Origin of the sequence: Occultella aeris, assembly GCF_902703175.1 — a bacterium.
Lineage (GTDB): Bacteria > Actinomycetota > Actinomycetes > Actinomycetales > Beutenbergiaceae > Occultella > Occultella aeris.
In genome coordinates this window covers 122,944-141,312 of sequence record NZ_CACRYJ010000071.1, presented here as the reverse complement: position 1 = coordinate 141,312, position 18,369 = coordinate 122,944, and the positions used below count along the sequence as shown (strand labels likewise).

Genomic DNA, 18,369 nt, shown 5'->3' with positions numbered 1-18,369 from the left:
GGGCAGTCTAGGAGTCCGGGATGCCCAGTCCGAGCGCGACCAGGTCCGCGCGGAACGTCCGCGCGTCCGTGAACAGCAGCGCGTGGAAGCCCAGGTCCGCGGCCGCGGCGACGTTCGCCGGTGAGTCGTCGATGAATACCGACTCCTGCGGCACCAGGTCGGTGGTGCGGATCAGCAGCTCGAAGATCGCGGGGTCCGGCTTCGCCAGACCGACGGCGCCTGAGACCAGGATGTCCTCGAACTCGGTCAGCACCGGTGCGACCCTCGGGGCGTGTTCGAACGTCTCGGCGGACCAGTTCGTCAGGCCGAGCACCCGCACCCCGGCCGCCATCAGGTCCCGTGCGATCTGCGCCGTGCCTGGGACCTCGCCGACCAGGGAGCGCTCGAAGTCACGCAAGTAGGCATCCATGTGGTGGACGTGGTCCGGCGCCCGGTTGGCGACCTCGGGCCTTGCCTGCGCCCAGGTGCGGCCGGCGTCCAGGGACCGGTTCAGGGTCGGGAAGTCGACCGCTGCCATGAACTCGGCGACCTCGCCCTCGCTGAGCCGGCCCTCGAAGACCGCCACCGGGTCCCAGCGGATCAGGACGTTGCCGAGGTCGAACACGACGGTGGTGATGGTCCGGTCGATCTTGGTCACGCGTGGGCCTCCAGGCCTGGGCGGTGTGTGATGGAACTCACCACAAGTGGTCGGGGTCGATGCGGACCCGAACGACGCCGGGTTCCTTACGGGCACTGCGGATCGCCTGCGCCTGGGCCAGCGCGACGCTCAGCACGTCCCCGGCGCGGCGATCGATGCGCACCAGGGTACGCAGCATCTCCTCCTCCGCGCCCTGTGCCGGGCCGCCGGTGTCCTCGACCGGCACCGGGCCGAGGACCTCCGCCTCGGCCGGCAGACGCAGGTGCCGCATCATCGAGGCGAGCGCGCCCGAACCACCGGTGAGGGTGGCGAGCCGCACCAGCGGCGGGAACGAGAGGTCCTGCCGCTCGCTGAGCTCACGCCCGGCGTGCCCGACGGGGTCCCAGCGCACCAGGGCCTGCACGGGCACCGGGGCGCCCTGGCCGAGGATCATCACCTCTCCCCCGTCACCGGAGGACCGGACCAGGGCCGCGGCACCCAGCCAGCGGCGCAGCGCCTCCACCCCGGCCGAGAGCTCGGGCCGGTTCGTGATCAGGGCGGCGTCGAGGAGCAGCGCGCCGGTGTAGCCGCCGTCGGCCGATGGCTCCGCGCCGGGCGTGGCGACCACGAGCCGGGGCCCGGCGGGCACCCGGTCCAGCACGCCGCCGTCGCGTCCGGACACCGTCACCGGCACCCCGGGGAACGCGCGGCCGAGCTCCTCGGCGGTGCGGCCGGCCCCGGTGCGCATCGCGCGCATCGCCGTGGCGCCGCACTCACCGCAGGCCCATGCGGTGGCGTGCCGGCCGCACCACCGGCACTGCGGCGGCGCGTCGGCGCGGTCGAGCCGGAGCGGGCCGTGGCAGTGGCTGCAGCGGGCGGGGGTGCGGCACCGGGCGCACGCCACCACCGGCAGGTACCCGGCCCGGGGTACCTGCACCAGGACCGGGCCGTTGGCCAGCGCGCGGCGCGCGAGGGCGAGCGCCGGCGCCGGGATCCGGGCCCGGCCACCCTCGCCCTCGCGGGCCAGGTCCGCCTCCCCCGGCGCGATCACCCGGGGAGCGCGAGCACGGACCACGGAGCGGTCGGCCTGCAGCGAGCGGGCCCAGCCGTCGGCGACCAGCAGCTGCGCCTCGGGGGTGCGCGCGAAGCCGCCGACGAGCGCGGCGGCGCCGGCCAGGTCGGCCCGCTGCACGAGGACCTCGCGGGTGTGCGGGTACGGCGCGCGCGGCTCCGCGAGGAGATCGTCCCCGTCGTCCCAGCAGACCACGAGGCCGAGGTTCGGCAAGGGTGCGAATGCGGCGGATCTGGTCCCGATCACCACGTGGGTGCGTCCGGTGAGGGCGCGCACGAACCGGCGGTAGCGGGCCGAGGCGCCCTGCTCGGCGGTCAGCACCACGTGCTCGATGTCCAGGGCGTCCAGGGCGGCCCCGAGGGTCGCGACGTCCCGGGCGTCGGGCACGCTCACGATGGCGTCCCGTCGGCCGGCGCGGGTCGCGAGGACCGCCACGGCCACGGCCACGGCCCAGTGCGGGTGTTCGGTGCCACCGAGCTCGACCCGTCCGGGCAGTGCGCACCAGGCGGCCCGCGGTGAGTCGCCGGCGCCGATCCGGCGCAGGAAGGCGGCACCGCCCGGGTAATCGGCCCAGTGCGCGAGCCGGTCGGCGTCGAGGACGACGTCGGCGCCGGTCGGGTCGGGCAGAGGTGCCTGCCCGACGGCGGAGCCCACCTCGGGTGCGGACGCCGGGAGCTCGGGAACGGCCTCCGGCTGCGCGAGCACGGCCTTCTCCGCGGTGGCGTGCCGGGGTGGGATGGCCAGGCGGAGCACGTCGGTGCTGGTCCCGGCGTAGCGCTTGGCCACCGTGCGAGCCAGCTCGTGGACGGCCGGGGTGAGCACGGGCAGCGGCGAGACCACCTTGCGCAGCGGCGCGAGGGCGCCGGTGTGCGTCGTCCCGGACGTCCGGGCGATCAGGTACCCGTCCCGGTCGGTGCCGGCGAAGCGCACCTTGACCCGCACGCCCGGCTGTGCGGCCGCGTCGAGGGCGTCCGGGATGCCGTAGTCGAAGGTGTGGTCCAGGTGCGGCAGTGGCATGTCGACGAGCACCTGCGCCACCGCGGCGAACCGGGTGGCCGCGGGCGCAGGTGCGACGAGCCCCGGATCGAGGAGGCTGGTTTGTTCCGGTGCCGGCACAGGACTGATCCCATCATGAACGCCGGACACCCCACGTCCGGGGTCCACAGGGGCCCGGGCGTGGGGTGTCGGCGCAGCGATCAGGCGACTGCAGCCTTGAGGGCGTCGACCCGGTCGGTCCGCTCCCAGGTGAACTCCGGCAGCTCGCGCCCGAAGTGGCCGTAGTTGGACGTGAGCGCGTAGATCGGCCGAAGCAGGTCCAGGTCCGCGATGATGGCCCGCGGACGCAGGTCGAAGACGGACGTGATCGCGTCGGTGATCTTCGCCGTCGGAATTGTCTCGGTGCCGAACGTCTCCACGTACACCGCGATCGGGTGGGCTCGACCGATCGCGTAGGACACCTGCACCTCACAGCGGCGCGCCAGCCCGGCGGCCACGATGTTCTTCGCGACCCACCGCATGGCGTAGCACGCGGACCGGTCGACCTTCGACGGGTCCTTGCCACTGAAGGCGCCACCGCCGTGACGGGCCATCCCGCCGTAGCTGTCGACGATGATCTTCCGGCCGGTCAGGCCGGCGTCGCCCATCGGGCCGCCTACCACGAACGTCCCGGTCGGGTTCACGTAGAGCTTGTAGGAGGAGACGTCCAGGCCGGTCTTCGCGGCGTACTCATTGAGGACGTGGTCGATCACGTGCTCGCGGATCGCCGGCTCGAGCTGGTCCGCGAGGCGGACGTCGGCCTCGTGCTGCGTGGAGAGCACGACCGTGTCGACGGCCACCGGGCGGTCCCCGTCGTAGGCGACCGTGACCTGCGTCTTGCCGTCGGGCCGCAACCCCGGCACGATGCCTTCCTTGCGGACCTGGGTCAGGCGCGCGGAGAGGCGGTGCGCGAGCACGATCGGCAGCGGCATCAGCTCGGGCGTCTCGTCGGTGGCGTAGCCGAACATCAGGCCCTGGTCACCGGCACCCTGGAGGTCGTTGGGGTCGTCGTCGGTGGCGTCCGTGCGCACCTCGAGGGCCTTGTCCACACCGACGGCGATGTCCGGGGACTGCTGGCCGATGGAGATCGAGATGCCACAGGAGTCGCCGTCGAAGCCGATGTCGGAGGAGGTGTATCCGATGCCGTTGACGACGCCGCGGATCAGTCGCGGGATCTCGACGTAGCTGTCGGTGGTCACCTCCCCCGCGACGTGCACCAGGCCGGTGGTCACCATCGTCTCGACCGCGACCCGGGAGGTCGGGTCGGCGGCGAGCATCGCGTCCAGAATCGAGTCGGAGATCAGATCGCACACCTTGTCGGGGTGCCCCTCGGTCACAGACTCCGAGGTGAAGAGGCGAGTAGTCATGGGGGCGAGCCTAACGGCAACCAGGCCCCACGGTGGCGCATCGTTCAGTCCGTGAACAGGGAGGCGATCACGTCCCAAAGTCCTGCGGCCACCTCGTCCTTGCTGCCCTCGACGCATCCGACCTCGGCGCCGGACGCGTCCAGCACCACCACGTGGTTCGGCACGTCGCCGAAGCCCTGGCCGTTGCCCACCTGGTTGACGGCGAGCAGGTCCGCACCCTTGCGCCGTGCCTTGGCACGACCGTGGTCCAGCACGCTGCCGCCGGCGTCGCCGGTCTCGGCGCCGAAGCCGACGACCACCTGGCCCGGGCGGCGCCCGGTCGCGAGGGTGGCGAGGATGTCCGGGTTCTCGGTCAGCTCGATCGGCGCGACCGATCCGTCCGCGGTCTTCTTCGTCTTCGATCCGGCCACCTGGACCGGCCGGAAGTCGGCGACTGCGGCCGCCATGACGAGCACATCGGCGGCGCTCGCGCGGTCGGTCATCACGTCGTACAGCTCGGCGGTCGTCTCAACGGCGGTGACCCGGACGCCGTCGGGCAGTAGTGCGGCGTCCACGTTCGCGGCGACCAGCTCGACGTCGGCGCCGCGGGCGGCGGCGACGGCCGCCAGAGCGGCGCCCTGCCGCCCGGAGGACCGGTTGCCGATGAACCGGACCGGGTCCAGCGGTTCGCGGGTGCCGCCGGCGCTGATCACGACGCGACGTCCGGTCAGCGAGCCCGACGGCGTCGCCCCGCCCGTCGCGGGCGCGGCACCTGCCGGGTCGGTCACCAGGGCGAGCGCGGCGTGGAGGATCTCCTCGGGCTCCGGCAGCCGCCCGGGTCCGGAGTCGGCTCCGGTGAGCCGCCCGTCGGCCGGGTCGAGCACGTGCACGCCACGCTCGCGCAGCGTCGCGACGTTCGCCCTGGTCGCCGCGTGATTCCACATCTCGGTGTGCATGGCTGGCGCCATCAGCACCGGAGCGGTGACCGTGAGCAGCGTCGCCGTGAGCAGGTCGTCGGCGTGGCCGCCGACGGCACGGGCGAGCAGATCCGCCGTCGCCGGCGCGATGATCACAAGCTCGGCCGCGCGGCCGAAGCGGACGTGGTCGACCGTATCGGCGCCGTCGAAGACGCTCGTGGTGACCGGGTGCCCGCTCAGGGCCTCCCAGGTCGGTGCGCCCACGAACGCCAGTGCGGCGTCCGTAGGCATGACGCGCACGTCGTGCCCGGCCTCCCGGAGCAGGCGCAGCAGCAGGACGGCCTTGTAGGCGGCGATCCCACCGCCGACCCCGAGGACGACGTGCACGCTCGGGCTCAGTCCTCGGTCGGCTCGACCGTAAGAAGGCCCTCGTTGATCTCGCGCATGGCGATGGAGAGGGGCTTCTCCTGCTGCTTGGTCTCCACGAGCGGGCCCACGTACTCGAGCAGCCCTTCGTTCAGCTGCGCGTAGTAGGCGTTGATCTGACGCGCACGCTTGGCGGCGTAGATGACCAGGGCGTACTTGGAGTCGGCTGCCTCGAGGAGTTCGTCGATCGGCGGATCGGTGATGCCCTCGGGTGCGGCAACGGTTCCTGACATGTCGGGAGAACCTCGTGTGTGCTTGGGGGTGTTCGAACGCTCTAGTCTAGCGGTTCGTATCGTCGGTGTGCGTGAGGCGCTCGCCGGGTTGGGGCCCGCACCCCATCAGGGCCACGAGTTCGTCCGTGGCCCGGTGCACGTCATCGTTGATGATCGTGTGGTCGAACTCCGCGGCAGCGGCAAGTTCCACCTGGGCGGTGACAAGCCGTCGCTCGCGCTCCTCGGCGTCCTCGGTGCCGCGGCCCTCGAGCCGGCGGACCAGTTCCTCCCAGCTCGGCGGGGCCAGGAACACGAACCGCGCCTCGGGCATGGTCTGACGCACCTGCCGGGCACCCTGCAGGTCGATCTCCAGCAGCGCGGGCTGCCCGGCGGCGAGCCGCTCGGCGACGGGCTGGCGCGGTGTGCCGTAACTGTTGCGCCCGTGCACCACGGCCCATTCGAGGAACTCCCCGCCCGCGACCATGGCCGCGAACTCCTCCGGCTTCAGGAAGAGGTAGTGCACGCCGTCGACCTCGCCGGGACGGGCTGGGCGGGTGGTGGCGGAGACGGACAGCCAGATGTTCGGGTAGCGGGCCCGTAGGTCCGCGGAGACGGTGCCCTTGCCGACGGCGGTCGGGCCGGCCAGGACCGTGAGCCGAGCGGGGGTGGTCTGCTCAGCCAAACCGCTCGACCAATTTGGCGATCTGGTTCGGCCCGAGGCCGCGCACCCGGCGGCTCTCGGAGATGCCCACCTCGGTCATGACGGCGCGCGCGGTGATCTTGCCCACCCCGGGCAGGGACTCCAGCAGCGAGAGCACCTTGAGCTTGCCAACGGCGTCATCCGTTGCCCCCTCGGCGATCACCTCGGAGAGCTTGCCACCGGAGTACTTCAGCCGGTTCTTCACCTCGGCGCGGGTGGCGCGGGCAGCGGCGGCCTTCGCGAGCGCGTTCGCGCGCTGCTCCGGTGTCAATGGGGGAAGAGCCACGGTGATTACCTTCAACTCTCGAAGCGGTGGTCGGCGAAGTCGTTCCTAGGCAACCTAGCGATGCGAACGCCGCAGATCAATCGCGGGCGTGGTGGGTGGGCCCACTATCCGGCGACGGCGTGGCGCAGCTCCTCGTTGATCGCCTGGGCGGCCGCGAGCAGGTCGCCGGCGTCGGGCCCGGCCCGCAGGACGTCCCGGGAGCTCGACGGCAGCACCGCGCCGAGGGCCTCGGCGAACACATCGCGGATCTGCGCCGCACCGCCGCCCTGGGCGCCGACGCCGGGTGCCAGCAGCGGGCCGCGGACGGCGCCGAGGTCCACACCGAGATGGCGAGCGGCGGAGCCGACGGTCGCTCCGACGACCAGTCCGATGCTGCCGAGAGGGGCACCAGCCTCGATCTCGACGGCGTTCGCCGCGGCCGCCTGCCGCGCGATCAGCGCGGCGACCGGGACGCCGTCGGCCAGGGCGTGCTGCACCTGGGCACCCTCCGGGTTTGACGTCAGTGCAAGGACGAAGACGCCGCGGCCCGTTGCCAGCGCGGCGTCGATCGCGGGCCGAAGCGTCTCGAACCCCAGGTAGGGCGAGAGTGTGACGGCGTCCCCGGCCAGCGTGGAGTCCTTGCCGAGGAAGGCGTCGGCGTAGCCGTCCATCGTCGTGCCGATGTCACCGCGCTTGGCGTCCACCACGCAGAGCAGGTCCGCGGCCCGGCAGGCCGCGATCGTCTCCTCGAGAGCGGCCATGCCGGCGCTGCCGTAGCGCTCGAAGAACGCGGACTGCGGCTTCACCGCGGCGACCTGGCCGGCGACGGCTTCGACGACCCGCAGCGAGAACTCGCGGACCCCGCGGGCGTCGTCGGGCAGACCCCAGCGCTGCAGCAGGCCGACGTGCGGGTCGATCCCGACACACAGCGGACCACGGGCCGCCATCGCCTCGCTGAGCCGGGTGCCGAACCCGGCTCCCGCGAACCTCTCGCCCGCGCCGGTCGTCGACGTCGTGATCGCGCTCATGTCCGCTCCCTCGTTCCCTGGTGGCTATTGTGCCGGTCTGCTCCGATACGGCCCAGTCAGGCGCGCCCGGCGGCCTCGACCCGGCCCGCCCTGGCGGCGTCATGCTCCTGGAGCGAGCGCACCGCGAACGGCCCCCGCCGGATCGCCTCGATCGCCTGGACCGCGGCGGTGAACTGCTGCGTGGTGGTCGAGATGGCCTTGTCAGCGGCCGTGGTCGCGGTCCGGATGTCGTACCCGTCCGCCCGGGCACCCTTGCTGCCGGGGGTGTTGATGACCATGTCCACCTGCCCCGCGTTGATCAGGTCGATGATGGTCGGCTCCCCGTTCGGGCCGGGGCCGTCGGAGGCCTTGCGGACCACCTCGGCGGCCAGGCCGTTGCGGCGCAGCACGCTCGCCGTGCCGGCCGTCGCGAGGATCCGGAACCCGAGCTCGATCAGGCGGCCGGTCGCCATCGTCAGGGACCGCTTGTCCCGGTCCGCCACGGACACGAACACGGTGCCCTCGGTGGGCAGGCCGCCGAAGGCCGCGGCCTGGGACTTCGCGAACGCGAGCGGGAAGTCCACGTCGTAGCCCATCACCTCACCCGTCGAACGCATCTCCGGCCCGAGCACGGTGTCCACGACCTGACCGGACGCGGTACGGAACCGCTTGAACGGCAGCACCGCCTCCTTGACGGCGATCGGCGCCTCGAGGTCGGTGCGGCTGGCGTCGTGCTCGGGCAGCACACCATCGGCCCGCAGGTCCGCGATCGAGCGGCCGCTCATCAGCAGGGCGGCCGCCTTCGCCAACGGCACGCCGGTGGCCTTCGCGACGAACGGCACGGTCCGGGACGCGCGCGGGTTCGCCTCGAGCACGTACAGAACGTCCGCGGCGAGGGCGAACTGGATGTTGATGAGCCCGCGCACGCCCACGCCCTCGGCGATCGCCTCGGTGGACGTGCGGATCCGGTTGATCATGGAGTCCGAGAGGGTGACCGGCGGCAGCACGCAGGCGGAGTCCCCGGAGTGGATCCCGGCCTCCTCGATGTGCTCCATCACGCCGCCCAGGTACAGCTCGGTGCCGTCGTAGAGGGCGTCCACGTCGATCTCGATGGCCTGGTCCAGGAACCGGTCGACGAGGACCGGTGCGGGCAGCAGCGTCCCGGCGTCGCTGGCGCCGGTGGCCCGGCGCACGTAGTCGACGAGCTGGTCGGCGTCGTAGACGATCTCCATGCCGCGTCCGCCGAGCACGTAGGACGGCCGTACCAGGACCGGGTAGCCGATCCGGTCGGCGATCTCGGTGGCCTGCGCCAGGGAGATCGCGGTGCCGAACGCGGGTGCCGGCAGCCCGGCCCTGAGCAGGACCTGCCCGAACTGGCCGCGGTCCTCGGCCGCGTCGATGGCCGACGGCGGGGTGCCCCAGATGGGCAGGCCGGCGGCGGCCAGGCGGTCGGCCAGCTTGAGCGGGGTCTGCCCGCCGAGCTGCACGATCACCCCGGCCACCGGCCCGACGGCGAGCTCGGCCAGGTAGACCTCGAGGACGTCCTCGAACGTGAGCGGTTCGAAGTACAACCGGTCCGCGGTGTCGTAGTCGGTGGAGACCGTCTCCGGGTTGCAGTTGATCATCACGGTCTCGTACGTGCCGGACAGCGCCAGGGCTGCGTGCACGCAGGAGTAGTCGAACTCGATCCCCTGCCCGATCCGGTTCGGCCCGGAGCCGAGGATCAGCACCGCGGGACGCTCCCGGCCGGCCACCTCGGTCTCGGCGTCGTAGCTGGAGTAGTGGTACGGGGTCTGGGCGGCGAACTCGGCGGCGCAGGTGTCCACGGTCTTGTAGACCGGCCGAAGTCCGTAGGCGTGCCGCATCTCACGGACGGTGGCCTCCCCCAGGCCGCGCATCTGTGCGATCTGGGCGTCCGAGAAGCCGTGTCGCTTCGCTCGGGCCAGGACGTCTGCCTGGAGGGTCGGCGCGTCGGTGATCTCGCGGGCGACCTCGTCGAGCAGGAAGATCTGGTCCACGAACCACGGGTCGATGCCGGTGGCCGCGGTGATCTCCTCAAGGGTGGCGCCGCCACGGATCGACTGCTGCAGGTCCAGGATCCGGTGGTCGGTGGGGACCCGGATCGACTCCAGGAGCAGGCCGGTCTCCTCGGCGTCCGGCACCGGCCCGGCCCACGTGAACGACGAGTTGTCGGTGTCGATCGAGCGCATCGCCTTCTGCAGCGCCTCGGTGAAGTTGCGGCCGAGGGCCATCGCCTCCCCCACGCTCTTCATCGTGGTGGTGAGGGTGGGGTCGGCGGCCGGGAACTTCTCGAACGCGAACCGCGGGACCTTGACCACGACGTAGTCGAGGGTCGGCTCGAACGACGCCGGCGTGGAGCCGGTGATGTCGTTCGGGATCTCGTCGAGGGTGTAGCCCACCGCGAGGCGGGCCGCGATCTTCGCGATCGGGAAGCCGGTCGCCTTGGAGGCCAGGGCGCTGGACCGGGACACCCGGGGGTTCATCTCGATGACGACGATGCGCCCGGTGCTCGGCTCGACGGCGAACTGGATGTTGCAGCCGCCGGTGTCCACGCCGACCTCACGGATGACCGCGATCGAGATGTCCCGCAGCCGCTGGTACTCGCGGTCGGTCAGGGTGAGCGCCGGGGCCACGGTGATCGAGTCTCCGGTGTGCACGCCCACCGGGTCGAAGTTCTCGATGGAGCACACGACCACCACGTTGTCCGCACGGTCGCGCATCAGCTCGAGCTCGAACTCCTTCCAGCCAAGGATGGACTCCTCGAGGAGCACCTCCGTGGTCGGGGAGTAGTGCAGCCCGGCGCCGGCGATCTGGCGCAGCTGGGTCTCGTCGTAGGCGATCCCGGAGCCGAGCCCGCCCATGGTGAAGGACGGTCGCACCACGACCGGGTAGCCGAGGTCCTCGACGGCGGCGAGAGCGTCCTCGATGGAGTGCGCGATCGCGGAGGCGGCCACCTCCGCGCCGCACCGCTCGACGACGCCCTTGAAGAGCTGCCGGTCCTCGGCCGCGTTGATGGCGGCGATGTTCGCGCCGATCAGCTCCACGCCGAACCGCTCCAGCACCCCGGCCTCGTGCAGCGAGATGGCAGTGTTGAGCGCGGTCTGTCCGCCCAGGGTCGGGAGCAGCGCGTCCGGGCGTTCCTTCTCGATGATGGACGCGACCACCTCGGGGGTGATCGGCTCCACGTAGGTGGCGTCGGCGAACTCCGGGTCGGTCATGATCGTGGCCGGGTTGGAGTTCACCAGGATGACCCGCAGGCCCTCCTCGCGCAGGACCCGGCAGGCCTGGGTGCCGGAGTAGTCGAACTCGGCGGCCTGGCCGATGACGATCGGGCCGGACCCGATGACGAGGACGCTGGAGATATCGGAACGACGGGGCATCAGTTGGCGTCCTTCTGGGTCTGCGGGGCCGTGGCCCGGTCCGGCATTGCGGTGATCAGGTCGACGAACCGGTCGAAGAGGTAGGCGGCGTCGTGCGGGCCGGCCGCTGCCTCCGGGTGGTACTGCACCGAGAACGCGGGGATGTCGAGGCACTGCAGGCCCTCCACCACGTTGTCGTTCAGCCCGATGTGGGAGACGATCACGCGCCCGTACCGGCCGCCGTCGTGCGGGGCGATCGACTCGCCGTCGATCGGCGCGTCGACGGCGAACCCGTGGTTGTGGGAGGTGATCTCGACCTTGCCGGTGGTGACGTCCTTGACGGGCTGGTTCAGGCCGCGGTGGCCGTACCCGAGCTTGTAGGTGCCGTACCCGAGGGCCCGGCCGAGGATCTGGTTGCCGAAGCAGATCCCGAAGTACGGCAGGCCGGCGTCGAGGACCTCACGCAGTAGCGCCACCTCGTGCACGGAGGCCTCGGGGTCTCCGGGGCCGTTCGAGAAGAACACCCCGTCCGGGTTCAGCGCGGTGAGGTCTGCGATCGTGCTGCGCGAGGGCACCACGTGCACCCGCACGCCCCGCTCGGACAGCCGCTGCGGGGTCATCGCCTTGATGCCGAGGTCGACGGCGACCACCGTGGCGAGCGGCTCCCGGCCGGCGAACTCGCCGGCCGGCTCCACCACGTAGGGCTCGGGAGTGCTCACCTCGCGGGCCAGGTCCGCGCCGGCCATCTGCGGGCTGGCCAGGACCTGGTCGAGCAGCTCGGCCTCCCCGTGGGTCCCGGGCAGGGTCGGCAGTGCGTCGCCGGAGAAGATCCCGGCGCGCATCACGCCCTCCTCGCGCAGGCGGCGGGTCAGCGCGCGGGTGTCCACGTCGCTGATCGAGACGATCCCCTGCGCGGCCAGCTCGTCCTCGAGTTCGCGGCGCGAACGCCAGCTGGACGCCCGCCGGGCCCGGTCCCGCACGACGAAGCCGGCGACCCAGATCTTCAGGGACTCCGGGTCCTCGTCGTTCACGCCGGTGTTCCCGATGTGTGGGGCCGTCATGACGACGATCTGGCGGTGGTAGGAGGGGTCCGTGAGGGTCTCCTGGTAGCCGGTCATGCCGGTGGAGAAGACGATCTCGCCGAACGTGACGCCGCGCGCGCCATAGGCGCGTCCGCGCATGACGGTGCCGTCCTCGAGGACGAGCAGGGCGGTGTCCGCCGCCCGGTGGCCGGCGCTCTCGCTGGACGTCATCAGTTTCACCTCGGGGTTCGTTCGCTGCTGGGGGGTCATGAGTGGGCGTCCGCTCGCGCTCGGGGTTCGCCGTCGAGGACGGTTGCCCTACCCCGCCAGAAGGTGGCGATCACGCGGGCGGGGAGCTCGTCGGAGGCGAACGGGGTGTTCTCGCTGGCCGTGCGCAGCGCCGCCGGGTCGACGGTCCAGGTGGCGTCCGGGTCCACGAGGACCAGGTTCGCGGGCTCGCCGACCTCGAGGGGCCGGCCCTGCTCGGCGACCCGGCCGATGGCCGCGGGGGTGGTGGACATGGTCCGGGCCACGTCCGCCCAGTCGAAGTCGTACTCCGGGTTGTCCACCATCGCGGCGACCACTACGGACAGCGCGGTCTCCAGCCCGGTCATGCCCATCGCGGCGGCGGCGAACTCGCAGTCCTTGTCCTCGTCCGGGTGCGGTGCATGGTCGGTGGCGACGATGTCGATGGTGCCGTCGGCCAGGCCGGCCCGCACGGCGGCGACGTCGGCGGCCGTGCGCAGCGGTGGGTTCACCTTGAACTGCGGGTCATAGCCGCGGACGGCCTCGTCGGTCAGGATCAGGTGATGCGGGGTGACCTCGGCGGTCACATCGATCCCGCGGGCCTTCGCCCACCGGACGATGTCCACAGAACCCGCCGTTGACAGGTGGCAGATGTGCACCCGGGAGCCGACGTGCTCGGCGAGCAGAACGTCCCGGGCGATGATCGCCTCCTCCGCGACCGCAGGCCACCCGGTCAGCCCAAGCTCCGCGGAGACGACACCCTCGTGCATGAGGGCGCCCTCGGTCAGGCGCGGCTCCTGGGCGTGCTGGGCGACGACACCGTCGAACGCCTTCACGTACTCCAGCGCCCGGCGCATCAGAACCGGGTCGTCGACGCACTTGCCGTCGTCGGAGAACACCCGCACGGCTGCGGCGGAGTCGGCCATCGCGCCGAGTTCGGCGAGCTGCTCCCCGCGCAGGCCCACGGTCACGGCACCCACCGGGCGCACCTGCGCCCAGCCGGCGTCCTCGCCGAGCCGCCAGACCTGCTCCACGACACCGGCGGTGTCCGCGACGGGGTCGGTGTTCGCCATCGCGTGCACGCAGGTGAACCCCCCGACGGCGGCCGCGCGGGTCCCGGAGGCGACGGTCTCGGCGTCCTCGCGGCCGGGTTCGCGCAGGTGCGTGTGCAGGTCGACGAGTCCCGGCAGCGCGATGAGGGTGCTCGCGTCGAGCTCGACGACGTCCACGCCGTCGGCGCCCGCAGTGGTCGCGGCCGCGGCTGCGTCGGCACCGAGTGCGGCGATCACGCCGTCGGCCAGGTACAGGTCGGAGCGCTCACCCCCGAGCACGGATGCGGCACGGATCAGGTAGGTGGTCATCGGGATCCTTCGGTCTCGGTGCCGCCGGCGAGCAGCAGGTACAACACGGCCATACGTACGGCGACGCCGTTCGCGACCTGTTCGACGATGGTGGATCGGGGCGAGTCGGCGGCCTTCGCGGAGATCTCCAGGCCGCGGTTCATCGGCCCCGGGTGCATCACCACGCAGTGCTCGGGCAGCGCGGCCAGGCGCGTGCCGTCGAGCCCGTAGCGGCGCGAGTACTCCATCGGCGACGGGAAGAAGCCGCCGCCGGCGCTGGACATCCGCTCCCGCTGGACGCGCAGCATCATGATCGCGTCCGGGCGGACGTCGGCGATGGTGGCGTCCAGGTCGTAGGAGACCGCGCACGGCCACGTGTGCACGCCCACCGGCAGCAGGGTGGGCGGCGCGACGAGGGTCACGTCCGCGCCGAGGGTGTGCAGCAGGTCCACGTTCGAGCGGGCCACCCGGGAGTGCAGCACGTCCCCGACGATGACCACCTTGGCGCCGGCGAGGTCACGACCGACACCGTCTGGGCCCGCATCACCGCCACCGGCGAGGTGGCGACGCATCGTGAACGCGTCGAGCAGGGCCTGGGTGGGGTGCTGATGCATGCCGTCGCCGGCGTTGACCACGGGGGTGCGGACCCAGCCGGACGTGGCCAGCCGGTGCGGCGCACCGGAGGCCTGGTGCCGAATCACGACGGCGTCCGCGCCCATCGCGGCGAGCGTGAGCGCGGTGTCCTTGAGGGACTCCCCCTTGGACACGGAGGAGCCCTTTGCGGAGAAGTTGATGACGTCCGCGGACAGCCGCTTGGCGGCCGCCTCGAAGGAGATCCGGGTACGGGTGGAGTCCTCGAAGAAGAGGTTCACCACGGTCAGCCCACGCAGGGCCGGCAGTTTCTTGATCTCCCGGGACTGCGTGGCCGCCATCGTGGCGGTCGTGTCCAGGATCTCGATCGCCTCGGCGCGACTGAGGTCGGCGGCGGAGAGCAGGTGCCTCATGAGGACAACACCACCGAGTCGGTGCCGTCGAGTTCGGTGAGCCGGACGCTGACCCGTTCGCTGCGCGAGGTGGGCAGGTTCTTGCCGATGTAGTCGGCGCGGATCGGCAGCTCGCGGTGGCCGCGGTCGACGAGAACGGCGAGCTGGACGGCACGGGGCCGGCCGAGGTCGGAGATGGCGTCGAGCGCCGCCCGGATGGTGCGGCCGGAGTAGAGCACGTCGTCGACGAGGACGACGACCTTCTCGTCCAGGCCGCCGGACGGGATCCGGGTCGGCTCGAGCGCCCGGGTCGGGTTCCGGCGCAGGTCGTCACGGTGCATCGTGATGTCCAGGGTGCCGACGAGATCGTCGAGCGAGGCGTCAGGGCGGCCCTCGGCCGCGAGGATCCGCTCCCCCAGTCGCCGCGCCAGCGGCGCGCCCCTGGTCGGGATCCCGAGGAGGACCAGATCGGACCCGCCCTTGTTGCGTTCGAGGATCTCGTGAGCGATCCGGGTCAAGGCCCGGGAGATGTCGTTCTCGGAGAGCACGGTCGTGCTCGGGGCGCCAGAGGTCACCGGCGGAAGCCTCCTTCCCCGCCTCACAGGACGGGTTTAAAGGAACAGTGTTGCCGCCGACCACACTACCGCCACCGGCGCGGGACGCCCGACTCAGGCGTGCGGCGTCGGGGCGGGTGTGAGCAGGAACACGGGGATCAGCCGCTCGGTCCTGCGCTGGTAGTTCGCGTAGTTGTCGAAGGCCGCCACGGCCCGCGTCCACCAGGCCTCGCGCTCGGGCCCGGAGAGCTCACGGGCGACCATGTCCCACTTCTGTGGCCCGTCCTGGAGCTCCACCCGCGGGTCGGCGAGCAGGTTGTGGTACCAGACCGGGTTCTTCGCGGCTCCGCCCAACGACGCGACGGCGAGGTACTCGCCGTCGTGCTCCACGCGCATCAGCGGGACCTTGCGGAGCTTGCCGGAGCGGGCGCCGATCGTGGTGAGGATCACGACCGGCTTCCCGCCGAGCGTGATGCCTTTCGTTCCTTGCGAGGACTCGTAGGCGGTCACCTGCCTGGCGGACCGGTCGCTGGGGCTGGGCGCGTACTCACCGTGGAGAGGCATGGTCCCAGTCAAGCACCTGCGTTGGGCGTGAGCGCCGACAGAACGCAGCGCCAGCGGCCGTCGCGCCGGACGAACACGTCCGAGACCCACTCGTCGGCGCTGAAGGGTTCGCCCTGCCACCGTCCGCGGTTCGTGCCGTGAGCGACCACGACGGCGACCTCGCCGAGTCGGCGCACCGAGAGGACCTCGAAGGTCATCTCCGAGTGGGTCAGGCTGCCGTCGCGGACCACCTCGAGGAAGGCGCCCAAGGGCGACGGGCCGCTCTCGGTGCCGACGATCTGCCAGTCCGGTTCGGCGAACGCGCTGATGCGGTCGGCGTCGTTGGCCACGATCGCCGCGGCCCAGTCCTCGAGCAGCGCCTGGAACTCGGCCCTGTCGACCTCGCCGTCCACGTGCGTTGTCGGGCCCGTCACCTGCTCGTCGATCGCCATGGTCCGGAGCGTAGGCCCTCACGTGGCGTGAGGTGCAAGCGCGCTGCGCCCGCAGATCCAGGTCAGTCCAGGAGGTCCGAGCCGTACTGCGCGATCCGGCCGAGCATGCCGTTGATGAACGGCGGGGAGTCGTCGGTGGACAGCGCCCGGGCGAGCTCGAGGGCCTCGTCGATCGCGACGGCGTCGGGCACCTCGTCGTTGAAGAGGATCTCCCACGTGGACAGCCGCAGGATGGCGCGGTCCACCGCGGGCATCCGCTCGAGGGTCCAGCCCTGGGAGAACGTGGACAGGATCTCGTCGATCCGGGCCACGTGCTCGCTGACGCCCTCGACGATCTGCACCGAGTACTCCGGCAGCGCCGCCTGGGTGCCGGGCTCGAGGATGCGGTCCGCCAGCAGACCCATCAGGGTCGGCGCGGAGCCACCCTCGGCCGCGGCGGCACCGAGCGCGCGTTGGTCGGCCTCGTAGAGCACATCCAGCGCCCGCTTGCGTGCCTTGCTGCGTGCGGCCACTAGTCGTTGACGCGGCCCAGGTAGTCACCGCTGCGGGTGTCGACCTTGACCTTCGTGCCGGTCTCGAGGAAGAGCGGCACCTGGATCTGGTAGCCGGTCTGGATCGTGGCGGGCTTCGTGCCGGCCGAGGAGCGGTCGCCCTGCAGGCCCGGCTCGGTGTAGGTGATCTCCATCACGACGGACGCCGGCAGCTCGACGTACAGCGGGACACCGTCGTGCAGCGCCACGATGACCTCCTGGCCCTCGAGCATGAAGTTCGCGGCGGTGTCCACGGTCGCTGCGGACACGGTGATCTGCTCGTAGTCGCTGGTGTCCATGAAGACGAAGTCCTCGCCCTCCTGGTACAGGTACTGCATGTCGCGCTTGTCGACGTTCGCCGTCTCCACCTTGACGCCGGCGTTGAACGTCCTCGCGACCACCTTGCCGTTGGTGACGCCCTTGAGCTTCGTGCGCACGAACGCCGGGCCCTTGCCGGGCTTGACGTGCTGGAACTCCACCACGGACCAGAGCTGGCCGTCGATGTTGAGAACCAAGCCGTTCTTGAGGTCGTTCGTCGATGCCACAGGCGTTCCTTCGTTGTCTATCGGGACCGGCCGGGAGCCTGCGCTCTCATGCGAGCGGGGATGTCGGGCCGGGAGGATGAAAAGGTGCGGCCCTCAGGGTAACGCGCCGAGGGCGGCCACCGCTGCCACGCCGATCGCACCCGCCCACAGGTAGGAGGCCAGGGTGCCGATGATGAACCGCTCGGACACCCCCGAACTGCCGTGGATCTCCGGGAACCGGCCGAGTCCCTTGACCGCCACGACCACGGCGATCGCGGCCGGATAGCCGACCAGGATCGAACCGGTGATGGCCAGTCGCTCGAGGACTCCGATCCAGGCACCGCCGCGCAGTTGCTCGGCGGCGGGGTCGGGTCGGGGCTCGTCCGTCGGGTCACCGGCGCGCTCCGCGGCCTCCTCGCGGTGCTTGCGGCTCGCCAGGCGCAGGATCCAGGCCGTGATGGGGCCACCGGCGCCCGCGGAGATGATCAGGGCGGCCGCGGCGATCTCGATGGTGAGGACCAGGTTCACCGCGCCATCATGTCGTGACCTGGTCCAGGTCGGCCAGCAGGCGCTCCGCCAGCGGGCGGACCCGGTCCTGGACGGTCCACATCGCCGCGTCGAGTCGCTGGCTCACGGCCTGGGGTGTGATCCCGAGCCGGGCCGCCGCCTCCTTCGCGGTCCCGACGCCGTCCACAAGCAGGTCGACCACCTCCCAGCCGCGTTCGGTGCGGCGCCGGACCACGGCGGCGAGTAGTTGCAGCAGCGCCTCCGCCTCGTCGGCGGCCGGGCTCGGTCCGTCCGCGGCGACGAGGGCGAGCGGCACCGGTACCGACTTGCCCTTGGCACGCTCGACGGCGTCGCGGGCGCGCACGAACGCCGCGCCCGAGGAGGCCCGGGCGGTCTCGGCCAGCGGCGTGTCGACCGCGCCGATGCCCACCCCCACGCTCCACTCGGCCCGCCGTTGCAGGTACAGCGCGAGGTCGAGGGTGGTCGCCGCCGTCCTGATCACGCCCTGGATCTCGTCCCCCACCGTGCGCTCGAACGGCAGGGCCAGGTCCGCGCCGAGACGGCGGGCTCCGATGTGGGCGGCGAGCCCGCTCAATGCGGCGTCGACACGGTCCCCGCGTCGCCGGGAGGCGTCCTGGTCCACGGTGAGTACGAACATGTGACAAGGCTACAACCTTGATTGCCTGCTATCA

Annotated in this window: 19 protein-coding genes; all 19 read right to left on the bottom strand. The window is 71.8% G+C overall.

Annotated features, from left to right (window positions below):
* Nucleotides 1-7: 7 nt before the first annotated feature.
* The 19 genes from HALOF300_RS26280 to HALOF300_RS26190 all read right to left on the bottom strand — a co-directional run bounded on the left by HALOF300_RS26280 (nt 8) and on the right by HALOF300_RS26190 (nt 18,335).
* Nucleotides 8-637, bottom strand: a complete 630-nt coding sequence (locus tag HALOF300_RS26280) for an HAD family hydrolase (protein WP_156743828.1) — start codon at nt 635-637, stop codon at nt 8-10.
* 37 nt (nt 638-674) lie between these two features.
* Nucleotides 675-2,804 (bottom strand): primosomal protein N', encoded by a 2,130-nt coding sequence (locus HALOF300_RS26275; protein ID WP_156743827.1) that lies wholly within the window; start codon nt 2,802-2,804, stop codon nt 675-677.
* Between the two features lie 80 nt (nt 2,805-2,884).
* Nucleotides 2,885-4,090, bottom strand: a complete 1,206-nt coding sequence (metK, locus tag HALOF300_RS26270; protein ID WP_156743826.1) for a methionine adenosyltransferase — start codon at nt 4,088-4,090, stop codon at nt 2,885-2,887.
* A gap of 44 nt (nt 4,091-4,134) precedes the next feature.
* Entirely contained in the window at nt 4,135-5,373 is a 1,239-nt protein-coding gene (gene coaBC / locus HALOF300_RS26265) for a bifunctional phosphopantothenoylcysteine decarboxylase/phosphopantothenate--cysteine ligase CoaBC (protein WP_156743825.1), read from the bottom strand.
* An 8-nt stretch (nt 5,374-5,381) separates the two neighbouring features.
* Nucleotides 5,382-5,645, bottom strand: a complete 264-nt coding sequence (gene rpoZ / locus HALOF300_RS26260) for a DNA-directed RNA polymerase subunit omega (RefSeq protein WP_154794234.1) — start codon at nt 5,643-5,645, stop codon at nt 5,382-5,384.
* Between the two features lie 46 nt (nt 5,646-5,691).
* Nucleotides 5,692-6,306 (bottom strand): guanylate kinase, encoded by a 615-nt coding sequence (gmk, locus tag HALOF300_RS26255; protein ID WP_156743824.1) that lies wholly within the window; start codon nt 6,304-6,306, stop codon nt 5,692-5,694.
* Complete coding sequence (gene mihF / locus HALOF300_RS26250) at nt 6,299-6,610, bottom strand: integration host factor, actinobacterial type (protein ID WP_133108129.1); 312 nt, start codon at nt 6,608-6,610, stop codon at nt 6,299-6,301. The genes gmk and mihF overlap by 8 nt, the downstream gene beginning before the upstream one ends.
* A 104-nt stretch (nt 6,611-6,714) precedes the next feature.
* Nucleotides 6,715-7,617 carry an orotidine-5'-phosphate decarboxylase gene (gene pyrF / locus HALOF300_RS26245; protein ID WP_156743823.1) on the bottom strand — a complete coding sequence of 301 codons (903 nt, stop codon included), beginning with the start codon at nt 7,615-7,617 and terminating at the stop codon, nt 6,715-6,717.
* Nucleotides 7,618-7,673: 56 nt separating this feature from the next.
* The gene (gene carB / locus HALOF300_RS26240) at nt 7,674-10,997 is read right to left on the bottom strand and encodes a carbamoyl-phosphate synthase large subunit (RefSeq protein ID WP_156743822.1); all 3,324 of its coding nucleotides are present in this window, start codon (nt 10,995-10,997) and stop codon (nt 7,674-7,676) included.
* Nucleotides 10,997-12,229, bottom strand: a complete 1,233-nt coding sequence (gene carA / locus HALOF300_RS26235; RefSeq protein ID WP_156743821.1) for a glutamine-hydrolyzing carbamoyl-phosphate synthase small subunit — start codon at nt 12,227-12,229, stop codon at nt 10,997-10,999. The genes carB and carA overlap by 1 nt, the downstream gene beginning before the upstream one ends.
* A 35-nt stretch (nt 12,230-12,264) precedes the next feature.
* Entirely contained in the window at nt 12,265-13,605 is a 1,341-nt protein-coding gene (locus HALOF300_RS26230; RefSeq protein WP_156743820.1) for a dihydroorotase, read from the bottom strand.
* The gene (locus HALOF300_RS26225; RefSeq protein ID WP_156743819.1) at nt 13,602-14,588 is read right to left on the bottom strand and encodes an aspartate carbamoyltransferase catalytic subunit; all 987 of its coding nucleotides are present in this window, start codon (nt 14,586-14,588) and stop codon (nt 13,602-13,604) included. The genes HALOF300_RS26230 and HALOF300_RS26225 overlap by 4 nt, the downstream gene beginning before the upstream one ends.
* Nucleotides 14,585-15,142: a bifunctional pyr operon transcriptional regulator/uracil phosphoribosyltransferase PyrR gene (gene pyrR / locus HALOF300_RS26220; protein WP_231955793.1), complete on the bottom strand. Its 558-nt coding sequence runs from the start codon at nt 15,140-15,142 to the stop codon at nt 14,585-14,587. Before pyrR ends, HALOF300_RS26225 begins: the two co-directional genes overlap by 4 nt.
* 93 nt (nt 15,143-15,235) lie before the next feature.
* Entirely contained in the window at nt 15,236-15,685 is a 450-nt protein-coding gene (locus HALOF300_RS26215) for a nitroreductase family deazaflavin-dependent oxidoreductase (protein WP_156743818.1), read from the bottom strand.
* 8 nt (nt 15,686-15,693) lie between these two features.
* Nucleotides 15,694-16,116: a nuclear transport factor 2 family protein gene (locus tag HALOF300_RS26210; protein ID WP_197522856.1), complete on the bottom strand. Its 423-nt coding sequence runs from the start codon at nt 16,114-16,116 to the stop codon at nt 15,694-15,696.
* Between the two features lie 62 nt (nt 16,117-16,178).
* On the bottom strand, nt 16,179-16,628 hold the full coding sequence (gene nusB, locus HALOF300_RS26205) for a transcription antitermination factor NusB (protein WP_156743817.1): 450 nt from the start codon (nt 16,626-16,628) through the stop codon (nt 16,179-16,181).
* Complete coding sequence (efp, locus tag HALOF300_RS26200; RefSeq protein WP_154794245.1) at nt 16,628-17,191, bottom strand: elongation factor P; 564 nt, start codon at nt 17,189-17,191, stop codon at nt 16,628-16,630. The genes nusB and efp overlap by 1 nt, the downstream gene beginning before the upstream one ends.
* A 93-nt stretch (nt 17,192-17,284) precedes the next feature.
* The gene (locus HALOF300_RS26195) at nt 17,285-17,698 is read right to left on the bottom strand and encodes a hypothetical protein (protein ID WP_331716261.1); all 414 of its coding nucleotides are present in this window, start codon (nt 17,696-17,698) and stop codon (nt 17,285-17,287) included.
* 7 nt (nt 17,699-17,705) lie between these two features.
* Entirely contained in the window at nt 17,706-18,335 is a 630-nt protein-coding gene (locus HALOF300_RS26190) for a hypothetical protein (protein WP_156743816.1), read from the bottom strand.
* Nucleotides 18,336-18,369: the final 34 nt, after the last annotated feature.